Source organism: Aurantiacibacter suaedae (genome assembly GCF_005434915.1).
In the GTDB taxonomy this organism is placed as follows: domain Bacteria; phylum Pseudomonadota; class Alphaproteobacteria; order Sphingomonadales; family Sphingomonadaceae; genus Alteraurantiacibacter; species Alteraurantiacibacter suaedae.
The window spans coordinates 1183392-1196022 of sequence record NZ_SKCG01000001.1 but is presented as its reverse complement, the minus strand read 5'-3'; the positions used below and the strand labels follow the sequence as shown (position 1 = coordinate 1196022).

At 62.9% G+C, this 12631-nt stretch carries 9 protein-coding genes; 3 read left to right on the top strand and 6 right to left on the bottom strand.

Translation table 11 applies throughout. The features are described 5' to 3' along the window. Window positions 1-20: 20 nt before the first annotated feature. A complete protein-coding gene (locus tag E0473_RS05625; protein WP_137679826.1) occupies window positions 21-1709 on the top strand; it encodes a sulfatase-like hydrolase/transferase in 1689 nt (562 codons plus the stop codon). Window positions 1710-1776: 67 nt separating this feature from the next. Here E0473_RS05625 and E0473_RS05620 read toward each other — a convergent pair whose 3' ends face one another. The 4 genes from E0473_RS05620 to E0473_RS05605 are packed head-to-tail and all read right to left on the bottom strand — an operon-like array spanning window position 1777 to window position 7458. Next, entirely contained in the window at window positions 1777-3120 is a 1344-nt protein-coding gene (locus E0473_RS05620) for an MFS transporter (protein ID WP_137679825.1), read from the bottom strand. A 39-nt stretch (window positions 3121-3159) separates the two neighbouring features. Then, entirely contained in the window at window positions 3160-5157 is a 1998-nt protein-coding gene (locus E0473_RS05615; RefSeq protein ID WP_241657342.1) for a glycoside hydrolase family 3 protein, read from the bottom strand. A gap of 33 nt (window positions 5158-5190) precedes the next feature. After that, entirely contained in the window at window positions 5191-6189 is a 999-nt protein-coding gene (locus E0473_RS05610) for a formylglycine-generating enzyme family protein (RefSeq protein ID WP_137679824.1), read from the bottom strand. Window positions 6190-6195: 6 nt separating this feature from the next. Then, complete coding sequence (locus E0473_RS05605; protein ID WP_161981525.1) at window positions 6196-7458, bottom strand: sulfatase family protein; 1263 nt, start codon at window positions 7456-7458, stop codon at window positions 6196-6198. Between the two features lie 283 nt (window positions 7459-7741). Here E0473_RS05605 and E0473_RS05600 point away from each other — a divergent pair, with 283 nt between their 5' ends. Both E0473_RS05600 and E0473_RS05595 read left to right on the top strand, forming a co-directional pair. Then, window positions 7742-8791 (top strand): LacI family DNA-binding transcriptional regulator, encoded by a 1050-nt coding sequence (locus E0473_RS05600; RefSeq protein WP_137679822.1) that lies wholly within the window; start codon window positions 7742-7744, stop codon window positions 8789-8791. Window positions 8792-8831: 40 nt separating this feature from the next. Next, on the top strand, window positions 8832-10541 hold the full coding sequence (locus E0473_RS05595) for a sulfatase family protein (protein WP_137679821.1): 1710 nt from the start codon (window positions 8832-8834) through the stop codon (window positions 10539-10541). Between the two features lie 45 nt (window positions 10542-10586). On the opposite strand, the gene E0473_RS05590 is transcribed toward E0473_RS05595, so the two are convergent. Beyond that, the gene (locus E0473_RS05590) at window positions 10587-10859 is read right to left on the bottom strand and encodes a hypothetical protein (protein ID WP_137679820.1); all 273 of its coding nucleotides are present in this window, start codon (window positions 10857-10859) and stop codon (window positions 10587-10589) included. Between the two features lie 164 nt (window positions 10860-11023). Further along, window positions 11024-12268, bottom strand: a complete 1245-nt coding sequence (locus E0473_RS05585; protein ID WP_161981524.1) for an MFS transporter — start codon at window positions 12266-12268, stop codon at window positions 11024-11026. Window positions 12269-12631 lie beyond the last annotated feature (363 nt).

The window sequence follows — 12631 nt, the reverse complement described above, 5'->3', positions numbered from 1 at the left end:
TTTTTTGCAGGAGTGTCGATATGATCCTAAGACGTATTGCAATCTGCGCGGGGGCGCTGGCCAGCCTGGCCACCACGCCTTCCCAAGCGCAGGACGAGCAGGCCCAGCGGCCCAACTTCCTGCTGATCGTGTTCGAGGACATGAGCCCGCACATCGGGGCCTATGGTGACCCGGTGGCACAAACGCCGGTGCTCGATGCCTTCGCAGGGGATTCGGTGCTTTACGAGGCGGCCTTCACCACCGCAGGTGTGTGCGCCCCCAGCCGGGCGGCGCTGGCGATGGGCGTGCCGCAAGAATCAATCGGCGCGCAGCAGATGCGCGTCGCCTCGGGCGTGGCGCTGGAGGATGGCTCGCGCTTGCCATACGCTGCGGTCCCCCCGCCCTATATCAAGGCCTATCCCGAACTTCTGCGTCGCGCGGGCTACTACACCAGCAACAACGGCAAGACCGATTATCAGCTTGCCATGAGCCACACCGGCGGTCCGTTCACAATCTGGGACGATAGCGATGCGCCGCACCCGTGGCGGGGCAGGGCGGCGGGACAGCCGTTCTTCGCCATGGTCAACATCATGGAGACCCACGAGAGCTGGACCTTCCCGCCCGATCTTGCGCCGGATGCCCATCCCATGGCCGCCCGCCTCGGTGCGCAGCTGCGCGAAGCGCTGACCGGTCGCCCGCAGATCCACGATCCAGCGGACGTGGTGGTGCCGCCATATCTGCCTGACACGCGTCTGGTGCGGGCCGAACTCGCGCAGATGCTCGACAACATCTACTACTATGAGCAGACTGTGGCGCGCCTGTTGGCCGAGCTTGAAGAAGACGGCTTGGCTGACAACACCATCGTGATTGTCACGACCGACCACGGCGATGGTATCCCGCGCGCCAAGCGCTCGCTTTACGATAGTGGTCTGCATGTACCGCTGATGGTGCGCTGGCCCGATGGCCACGGTGCGGGTACGCGTGACGGTCAGCTGGTGAGCTTCGTCGACATCGCACCCACGATCCTGCAACTGGCGGGAGAAGAGGTGCCGCAGTGGCTGGCCGGACGCACCTTCCTCGGTTCGGAAACGGGGCCGGAGCGCGGCTATATTTATGCGGCCATGGATCGCCATGACGAACAGCGCGACTTTGCGCGGGCGGTTCGTGATGATCGCTGGAAATACATCCGCAATTACGAACCGCAGCGCCCGTTCTTCCGGCACCTCGGCTTCCGTGACATGCAGCGTTCGATGCAGGAGCTGTGGCGTCTGCACGAAGCGGGCGAACTGCCACCGCGCATCGAGCAATACTTCACCGCACCCCGGCCGGAGGAAGAACTTTACGACACCTGGGCCGATCCTGACGAGATGGCCAACCTCGCGCAGGACCCGCGCTATGTCCGCGAACTGGAACGGATGCGCGATGCTCTTGCACGCCATCAGCAGCGGTTTGACGACCAGTCGGTGGGCGGCGAGCTGGCCATGGTCAAGCGGATGTGGCCGCAGCTGGAGCAGCCGGTGACGCAGGCTCCTGAGATTGTGCAGGGCGAAGCCGGCCTTGTCCGTCTCGCTTCGCCGACGCCGGGCGCCTCCATTGGCTACCGTGTCGATGGCGGGGCGTGGAAGGTCTATGTCGATCCAGTGGCGCTGGCCGCCGGGCAGATGTTCGAAGCCAAGGCCGTGCGCTATGGCTTTGCCGAGAGTGCCATTACCCAGGTGATCGGCCAGTAAAAAAGGGGCCTCGCGCACATCCGGCGCGAGGCCCCTTTTTTAGGTCGTAAGGAAAGAGCGTTCCGGTTTAGTGGACGCTCACCGCCTCCACTTCGCGAATGTCGGACTTGCGACCGGCCGCAAAGGCGAAAACGCACAGCATCACATAGCAGGCTGCGGGGGCGAGGAAGGCGATGGTATGTCCCGCGCTGTCGGCGAGGGCACCTGCCACCAGCGGCACGAACGCGCCGCCGATGATGGCCGTACACAGCAGGCCCGAAGTCGCCTCGGCGCTGGCGGTGGAGCGTTCCAGCGTCAGCGTGAAGATGACCGGGAACATGATCGAGTTGAACAAGCCGATCGACAGCGCGACGAAACCAGCCCCGACGCCTCCGACCAGCACAACATAAAGGCACATGGCCGCCGCGATCATGGTGAACAGGACGAGCAGGCGAGCTGCGCGAACCTTGGCAAGCAGCACCGAACCAATGGCACGGCCCACCATGGCTCCGCCCCAGTAGAACGATACAGCCTTGCCCGCCTCCTGCAGTGAGACGCCGGACACGCCATCGCTCCCCATTGCAGTGCCGAGGAAGGGCACGGCAAAGGCGGCGTCGGACTGGCCCCAGATCGAACCTGAATTGAGGAACAGCGCCAGCTGTGTGCCGATGGCGACTTCTGCCCCAACATACAGAAAGATCGCCGCACCGCCGAGCAGGGCCCAGCGAGACGAGAACGCATCGCGCACCATTTCGCCGACACTGCTCGTCTGGGCGGCGGGCGGGGCCGCGCGGCTCACGGTCTTACGGCTGAGGTAGAAGAAGGCCAGCAGCAGGGCGAGCAGGCCGAAGATCCAGAAATAGGCCCGGTCGATCCCGGCCAGCGCCGCATCGCGCGCTTCGGGCGTGATCGCGGCGCCATCGACAACCTCGACCCCTTCCAGGAACAACACTGCGCCGATGAACGGACCGATGAAGGTGCCGAAGCTGTTGAAGGTTTGCGACAGGGTGAGGCGGAAGTGGCTGCCTTCGGGCTTGCCGAGGTTTGCCGCCAGCGGGTTTGCCGTCACCTGCAACACCGTGATCCCGCTTGCCAGCATGAACAGGCCGAGCAGCACCAGCATGTAGGTCGCCAGATTGGCCGCCACCAGCATCACCAGGCAGCCCGCGATCATCATCGTCAGCGCGAGCAGGATCGCCTTGGCCGCATGGAGGCGCGAGATCAGTGCTGCGGCAGGAAACGAAATCAGACCATAGGCGATAAAGAAGGCCGAGGCCGACAGCTGCGCCTGCATGTTGCTGAGCGTGAAAATGCCTTTCACCGCCGCCACCAGCGGATCGATCAGCGAGGTGATGAAACCCCAGGCGAAGAACAAAGTCGTGACGGCGAGAAAGGCCGTACGCACGGTGCCCGATTGGGCGCGGTCGGTCATGAGGGTATCCTTATCGAATAGCGGTTGGGGCAACCGGGCTTAGAGGCCCGCACCGAAACGGTATAGGGGATTAGTGCTGTCATCCGGAGCGGCAGGATTCTGCGCCAGGACCGCATCCATTGAGCGCGGCAGTTCGAACGGCATCCGGCCGCGCGCGGTGGCCTTGCCCAGCGCGACATCGATCACTGCCGCATCGCTCGCCCCGAAGTTGGCGAGGATCACATCGGTGAAGGGCAGCACCTCGGTCAGCACCGCAGGTCGGTCGAGAAAGATTGCCAGCATCGTCGGCACATTTGCGGCCTTGGCATCGGCCAGTGCATCATAGGCGGGATCGCCGGGCTGGAAGTTCAGCCGACCTTCCTTCTGACGGCTGCCGAAGAAGTGGTTAGGGTGGAGCATGTCCGAAGGCGTATCGGCGCGCACGATGGCGAAGTCCGCCTCGGCGACATTGTCCACCACTTGCAACCCGGCAGCCTGAGCGGCTTCGGGCGCCATGCCTTTCAGCCACACCTTCGCTCCCGCCGCGAACGGCAGGGCATTGCCCTCGTTGCGCAGCAGCACCTGCGCCTCACGCTGGAGCCTGTCTGCCTTGGCGACATCGTCGGCTTGGCCAATAGCCGCCGTTGCCGCCGCCGGTTCCACGTAAGGGTTCTCAAAAAGGCCAAGCTCGAACTTCGGCAGCATGATGCGGATTACGGACTGATCCACGCGGGCCATGGTGACCTCGCCTGCGGCGATGGCCTCCATCAGCGGTTCAACATCGTCGGTGCCGCCGAACTGGTCGATCCCGGCCTTCAGGCCCTTCACATAACGCTGGCGGACGGTCAGGTCTTCGACGCCCCATGGCGTGGCAATATCCTGCGGGCGCTGTGGTTCGGCGTCGGTGGGATTGACGCAGCGCGCGTTGCAGTCGCGGGTAATCGCCCAGTCGGACAGGATGATCCCGCGATAGCCAAGATCGTCACGCAGCAGCCCTTCGAGCAGTTGCGCGCTGAAACCGGGGCTGACCAGTTCGAGGTCTTCACCGTTGACCTGCGTGTTGCGCAGGACAGGATAGGCAGGCATGACGCCAGCGGCCTGGGCCTTCAGCGCGCCGTCGAAGGCGGCGATATGCTGGTCCATGTACTGGCCCGGATCGGCAAAGCGGCCATAATAGTTGTGTCCGTCGAAGCCGTCGGGTTGAGCGCCATAGCCGACCCAGTGCTTGACCACGGTCATAACGCCATCGGCCTGCAACCCGTCTGCGCCGCCCTGGAACGCCTCGACATAGGCGCCGCCCAGCGCGCTGGTGAGCGCGGCCTGGCTGCCGAAGGTGCCGCTGCCGCGCGGCCAGCGTGGTTCGGTCAGCAGGTCGAGCTGCGGCGAGAGCGCCATGTGGATGCCTAGCGCGCGATACTCGCGGCGCGCAACCTCGCCGAATTCGTGGACATAGGCCGGATCGCGCAGAGCCGCAAAGCCGAGCAGCTCGGGCCATTGGGTCGTGCCGGTGCCTGCGTCCGATGCGCCAAGCACATAGCTGAAGTGATTGCGCGGATCGGTGCTGATCGTGAGCGGAATGCCAAGACGGCCCGCAGCGGCTACCTCTTGCGCGGCGTTGCTCTGCTCCGCCAGCAGCGCAGGAGCAATCGTCAGGCGCGTGATGAAGCTGGTGACGTGTTTGTCGTTCACCAGCTTGCCTAGCGCTTCGAGATCGTAGGTCTCTGCGCGGCCCAGCAGGCCATCGCGACCGGGCATGGTCGAGTGCATGAGCGTGCCGACCTTTTCGGTCTGGGTCATCCGGGCAGCGAGATCTGTGGCGCGTTCGAGCGGGGTGCGCCGCCAGTCCTCGTAAACAGCCAGTTCGCCATCACCATCGGCATCGCGAAATTGCAGGCCGTCGACCGTGATCGCCTGCTTCGCGCGCAAACCGAGCTGCGGCTGCGCAGCCGGCGGCGTGGGGGCCGCCATCACTGGCTCATCAGCAGGGTAGGCGCAGTTGCTGAGGGCGAATGCGGAAATCAGCGCCATCGCAGTGGCGGTTAGCTTGGCAGTTTTCATCTGAAGGTCCTAGTCCCTGGAGAAGGAAGTTGGTCAGGCCGGGGGAGTGTCGTAGGCGAGACGGAAGCCTACGTTGCTCGCCCCCATGCCGGGGTCGCGGCCCTGACGCGCGGCAGGGCGGTAACGCTTGCAGTAGTTCGGCGCGCACAGATAGCTGCCGCCTTTCATCACCCTGCTGGTGAAACCGGGATTGTACGGATCGTAAGCCTGGTTCTCGCTCGGGCCGCGCGGGTTGTCGGTGTCGGCCGGGTCGTGGCCGGGACGGAACAGGTCGCTCGTGACTTCCCAGACGTTGCCGACCATGTCGTAAAGCCCATTAGGATTGGGGGCATAACAGCCGACGGGGGAAATGCCCTTAAACCCGTCGGTCTCCTGATTGACCGTAGGGAACACGCCTTGCCAGCTATTCGCCTCTTCGGGCTGCTCGGTATAGGCAGGCTGCCCGGCGGAAGCGGCATATTCCCATTCCGCTTCGGTCGGCATCCGTCCGCCCTTCCACTTGGCGTAGGCCTGCATGTCTTCCCAGGCGAGATGGACGACCGGCTCATCGGGCTGAGCTTCGGCGCCATCGGGGCCATAGGGCCGCTTCCAGTTTGCGCCGGGGGTGTAGGTCCACCAGTCGGCATAGTTGTTCGATGGCTGTTCGGGCGGCGTGAAAACGGCAGAGCCTGGAAGCAGAAGTTCGGCTGGAATAGTCTCTTCAGGAACGTTGAACGCTGCGGGATCGACGGGCTTTTCTGCCACCGTCGCATAGTTCGTCGCGTCGACGAATTCCGCGAACTGCCGGTTCGTGACTTCGTGGGGGTCGATCCAGAACCCGTCGACCGTCGTTTCGCGGACCGGGCCTTCCTCAGCATAGAACTCGGTCTGGCCCATGGCGAAGATGCCGCCGTCGATCCGCACCGGCGTATCGTCGAGCTGCGCGCAGCTGCGGGCGACCTGCGGCGAGGCCTGGGACGTGCCACCGTCGCCCCCACATGCGGCAAGCGCGCCGCAGGAGGCAAGAATGGCGAAGGCGGTCAGGGTGCGCATGGGTATTTACCTGCTCTCTTCGAGTACGGGGCCGAGCGGCAGCGCCGGATCGTCGGGATAGATGCCGCCACGGTCAACCGCCATCGGGCCGATTTCCGCGCTCATCTCATCCGCCAGCGCCATCAGCCGCGCGTATTCCTCGGGGTATCGGTTGGCGACGTCGTAACGCTCTTGCGGATCGGCCAGCATATCGAAGAGCTTGGGCGCGGTGTAGCGACGGAAGTCGATGTGGGAGGCGCGGTAATACTCGCTCAGCAGCAGCTTAAAGCGCGGGCTACGCACGGCGGCGAGGCCGTTGTTATTGATGAAGTACAGCAGTTCGTGCGGGCTGGGTGCGCCAGTGGTCCACATCGCGGTAACGTCCCGGCCATCGATCACGCGATCCTGCGGAACCTGCGCACCGGCCAGCTTCGCGAAGCTGGGCAGCAGGTCGATCGCCATGCTCATGTCGTCGTTGTGCGTTCCTGCGGCGACGCCTGCAGGCCAGCGCAGCAGGAATGGCACGCGATAGCCGCCCTCGTTGGTGTCGCCCTTGTGCCCCTTGAACGGGCCGCTGCTGCCCTGGAACCACGGGCCGTTGTCGCTGGTGAACACAACCACGGTGTTCTCACGCAGGCCATGCGCGTCGAGAGCAGCAAGGATACGGCCGACCGAATCGTCGATGGTCTCGACCGTGTCGCCATAGTCCCCCGCAGGGCCGCTTCGCCCGGTGTTTTCGGGCGGAAAAAACAGCGGGCGGTGCGGGAAGTTGCTGGCGTAATAGAGGAAGAACGGCTGGTCGGCGTGGTCGCCGATGAAGCGCTCGGCCTCGGTCGCATAGGTATCTTCGAGCGTGGTCTGGTCGATCTCGCGCTGAACAATCTCGGTCCCACGATAGAGGCTGAACGGCTCCTGATCATTGGAGTAGGGGACGCCGAGGAAACTGTCGAAGCCCTGCTCGGTCGGCCAGAATTCGAGCCGGTGGCCAAGGTGCCATTTGCCGACCATGCCGGTTGCATAGCCGGCATCGTGCAACATCTCGGCGATGGTCACTTCCTCGCCCGGCAGGCCCCAGTCGGAATGCGGTCTCGTCACGAACTGCATCCCCGATCGCGGGGCGTACCGCCCCGTCATCAGCGCGGCCCGGCTCGGCGAACAGACGTTCGATCCGGCGTAGAACTGCGGCATGACCAGCCCGTCCTGGCCGATGGAATCGATGTTGGGCGTGTCGATGTATTCGGCACCGGACGAGGACAGGTCGCCCCAGCCCATATCGTCGACAAATATCACGACGAAGTTAGGCCGAGGAGCTGGTCGGGCTTCCTGAGCAGAGACGGCGAAGCTAGACGCAAAAAGCAACAGTGCGGCAAGAGCCCTAGATGACTTGCCGCGGATCCGAGCTTTCACAATTTGTCCGATCCTCGCCATTGTCCCATCCCTAATTTCGTGCCAGCCTTCGACCGCGATTACGACCAATGTGACAAGTTTTGCGGTATCGGCTATAGACAACGTTGTCTCTCGTCAATACACATGTGTCTTGTAACTGCGATCTGCAGCGCGACGGGGTTGAGCAATGGCAAAAGTCACAATTAAGGACATTGCAAAGCACGCGGGCGTTTCGTTTAAGACGGTATCGCGCGTTATCAATAAGAATCCAAGCGTCGGCGGAGACCTCAAAGAAAAGGTCGAAGAGTCGATGGCTGCGCTGGGTTACAAGCCCAATCGCGCGGCAAGCCTACTGCGCGGCGGCAAGTCTTATACCATCGGCCTCATTCTGGGGCCTTTGACCGGATATATCGAGCCTGGTTCGGGTCGCTCCATTCCAACGTACATCACCGATGTGATGACCGGTCTTCTCCAGTCTTGCAGCCGCGCAGGCTATCACCTGCTGATAGAGCCGATCACGAACGACCAGATCGAAGCCGGAGGCGATGCGATCGACACGCTGCTGGAGGATATGGCGCTCGATGGTCTCGTTCTTGTCCCGCCGCTGTGTGACAGGTTGTGGCTGGTGGACCATCTGGTCAACAAGCGTGTGCCATGTGTACGGATAAACCCCGGCAAGACCCACGAGCGGACGATCTCCATCGGTTTCGACAATAATGCCGCTGGCGCCGAGGTGGCCGAGTTCATCCTGCGGCACAACCATCGCAAGGTCGGCTATATCTCCGGCCCGCCCAACCACGGATCGCATCATCTGCGCTGGCAGAGCTTTTCGCACACGCTATGCGCCGATCCCGAGGTTGAACTGCATGATCTGGCCGGGGATTTTACCTTCGACAGCGGCTGGAACGCGGCAGAAAAATTCTTTGGCAAGGCAAGTTCCTGGCGACCGACCGCCATCTTTGCCGCCAATGACGAGATGGCTTCGGGGGTTATCGCCTATGCCACCAGCGTTGGCCTTTCCGTGCCCGGCGATCTGAGCGTGATTGGCTTCGGCGATCTGGCGGTCGCCTCGCAGTGCTTCCCGCGCCTCACCACCGTGCGGCAGCCGACCATCGAGATCAGCAGGGACGCTGCGACCGAACTGATCAACGCCGTTGCGCTGCGCGACATGGCCGAGGGCAAGGTGATCAATCATCCCTACCGCTTCGTCGAACGTGCATCGTTCGCGGCGATCTGAGCAAACCGCAATTATTTTTAAGAAGAGTGAAGAGGTCGTCATGAAAATCGCCCCCACAGCCAAGGCCCTTTTTGCAGGGGTGGCGCTCCTGACTGGCGCCTGCGCCCATCCCCTGGCGGCCCAGCCATCAGGGCCTGCAAATGCCGAGGTCGCAGAACATAAGCCGCGCAATATCATCTTCATTCTGATCGACGATCTGCGCTTTGACGGCATGGGCTTCCTGCAGCCGCAATTGCAGACCCCCGCCATTGACCGCTTGGCCCGCGGCGGCACCTATATGCCAAATACATTGGTGACATCCTCTCTGTGCAGCCCCAGCCGCGCCACGATCCTGACCGGGATGACTGCGCGCAACCACGGCATCGTCGATAACAACGATTCAAGCGAAGAGGGGCTGACCTTCTTCCCCGCCTATTTGCAGGAGGCCGGATACAGCACGGCTTTTATCGGCAAGTGGCACATGGGCTCGGCGACCGACGCACCGCGTGCCGGTTTTGACAAGTGGGTGAGCTTCAAGGGGCAGGGCGAGTACTATCCCAATCCCGATGCCCCTCCGGGCCGTGAAACCAATTTCAATGTCGATGGCGTCGAGGTGCCGCAGCGCGGCTATATCACCGACGAGTTGACCGACTATGCGATGAATTGGCTCGAAAGCGAACGCGACCCCGACCAGCCGTTCATGCTGTACCTTAGCCACAAGGCCGTCCATTCCGACCCGCTGCCCCCGCCACGCTATGCCGGGCAGTATGACAATGTGACCTTCGATCTGCCAGCCAGCTCGGCCAACACGCCCGAGAACTACGAGGGCAAGCCGATGTGGGTCTACAACCAGCGCAATACCTGGCATGGCCTCGATTTCTTCTACAATTCGGACATGTCGATGCAGGAATATCTGCGCTATTACTATTCGACGCTGTCCGCCGTGGACGACAGCGTGGCGCGCATCCTGGCCTATCTCGAAGCCAACGATCTTGAAGACGATACGCTCGTCGTGTTCACTGCCGATAACGGCTATCTGATCGGCGACCATGGCCTGATCGACAAGCGCAATGCTTACCAGCCTTCAGTGCAGGTGCCGATGGTTGTCTATGCACCGGGCGCGGTGCCTGCAGGCGCGGTGAATACCGGGCGCATTCGCAACCTTGATTTCGCGCCGACTTTCCTGTCGTTGGCAGGGGTGGACCTGCCACCGCAGTTTGAGGGGCAAAACGCCTGGCCGTTGATGAGCGGGGCTGTCCCGGCCGACGAATGGCAGCCCGACGATTTCATCTACGAGTATTACTGGGAATGGACCTTCCCGATGACCCCGGGCACCTTTGCCATCGTTCGCGATAACTTGAAGTACATCCAGTACTACGGCATCTACGATACCGAAGAACTCTATAACCTCGCGGACGACCCAGAGGAGATGCATAACCTCATCGATGATCCGAACTATCTGGAGGCCAAGGTCGCCATGCGTCAGGCCCTGTTCGACCAGCTGGCCGACGACGATGGACGCCATGTGATCCCTTACACCCGGCGCTATTCGCGGGGCAGCGTGCGCCGGATGGAGGGCGGTACGCGCGCCGCCGACTTCCCGAACAGCTGGTATGTCGAGCCCAACCGGATTGACCGTCTGGACGATATCTTCCCGGATAGCCCGGCCAAGCTGGAGGCGCATACCCGTGGCAAAGCCCTCGCGGAATTTCCCGTCCTGGGCACGGGAAGCAACACGGTCGAAAGTGCGAGCCAGGCGCTGGAAGAATGAAGAACGGCCGGAATTGACCGACAACACGCTGGTCGTCTTCATTGTCTAAAACGGCACCAACCGGCGCACCCGCTCGCAGCGCAACGGCGAGCGGGTGCGTGGAGGCAAGGACCAGTCCACGCTGACAGGAAAGCATGTGCCGCTGGTGATGCGCTCGCCGGGCCATATACCCGCTGGCGAGCGGCGCGCTTCGTCTTCGATCTGGAATGCAAGCTCTATGAAGATGGCCGCTATGTCGCGCTCGACGTGACCGTGAGAGAGGAAATCGAGCTGGATCGCGCAGCGCTGAGAGCGACCGACCGCGAACGCCTTAAGCATTTTCGCGCTATGCTTGCTGCGGATACCGTGCCTTTGAACCCTGTACGCTATCCCTGGTGCGCGGGGCAGGAGCCGAGCGTCGAGGGGGCGATCCTATTTTGCTGGGCTGCGCGGGATCTGCGGGCAACAGGGCGGAACGAGACCGCTGTCGTCTGACGCGGCGCTCAGGAAGGTGGACTGTCGGGGGAGAGCAGCGTTCTCGCTCCCGGCAGGAGAATGATGAGCGCCGCCAGCGATCCGCAGGCTGTCACCAAGGCCATCGATAGCGGCAATTTGAAAGGATCGGCAAACACGAAATCGGTCACCAGCGCAACGGCGACAGGCGCAAGCGCCCCGCCGATAAGGTTGAGCGTGATGCCCGCCACCGCCATGAGGCGCGCGCGCTGCGGCGTCGGCGCGAGATTGAGCAGGATGGCATAACCCACAGATACGATGATTCCGCCTAGCAGCGCCCGCGCGAAGAACAGCGCCAGGCAGATAAATGGCGATGAGACCAGAGGCAGCGCCACCGCCACCGGCGCCGAAAGCACCGCCGTTGCCATCAGAAGCACGACTTGCGGCTTTGCGGTTCGCGTCAGCCGACTGATTTGATCGACCACAAAGCCGCTTCCCAGGGTGCCCAGCAAACCCGCGGCAATCGTGATAGCGCCGGTCCACAGGCCGATCTCGTCAATGGCCCAGCCATGCTTGCGCAGCAGCATTGCCGGGAGCCATGATCCCACAGCGGTGGCGACGAAAACCAGCATGGTCATCGCCAGCATCACCCGCAAGTAGTTCGTAGGGCGCGCGAAGAGGAAAGCGAAGACCGGCTTCAGGGGCTGGTAAGGCTGCGGGCGCCTGGCACTGCGAATGTGGTCAGCCTGGCTGAGCAGCACGGCGGCAACCACAAGACCGGGCAGCCCTGCGAACAGATAGATGATCTTCCAGCCGCTTAGCGCGGGCAGCGGGCCAAGTGCGAAGCTGGCAAAGGGGTCTACCCATGCGGCCAGCGCACCCCCGATCAGCATCGAGCCGCCGACGCCGAAATAGATCCCGCTGGCATAGACCCCCATCGGCTTGGCAAGCTTGCGGCCAGGGTAGCGCTCGGCAAGAAGCGAGCCCGCTGCCGGTGTGATCCCCGACATGGCGCCTGCCGATACGATCCGCAGGAGGAGGAGCATGGCGAACGTGGAGGCGGCAGCCGCAAGGCTTGTAAGAACGCTCCAGCAGGCGACTAGGATGCCGAGCAGGCGGAACCTGTCTCCATGGTCCGCAAGATGCCCGAGCGGAAGGGCTGCGATTACATAGCTGATGGAAAACGCGGCCCCGATGAGCAGGCCGATCAGCGTGTCGCCGAGGCCGAATTCGATCCGGATGGGTTCTGCCAGCAGCGTCGCCAAGGTGCGATGGAAGAAGGCGAGCGTGTGCACCGTCGCCAGTAACGCAACAGCTCTCCAGCCCGTAGACCACATCGCCTACTATCCCTCGCCCACGAAACGCGCCAGGTCATTTCAAGGCGATGATCGCCTGCCTGCTGGCGGGGGTTTAGCGGTGATGTGGCTGCCTGTCTCGGCCCTCTTAGGGATCGACGTAGAAGGCGCAGGGCGTTCCGAGTGTGATCGAGGCTCGCTTCGGCTGGACCAGGCAAGGATATTTTCGAGGTCGTGGAGATCGAAATGTTGGGCGGGTACCAGTGGGCACGTGCGGGCGATAGATGCCTGCGGCGATGAAGAAAGGCTCGTCGCCATGGTCATGATTGGGCGTGAAGCCCGTTGGCTCATCTTACCCCATGC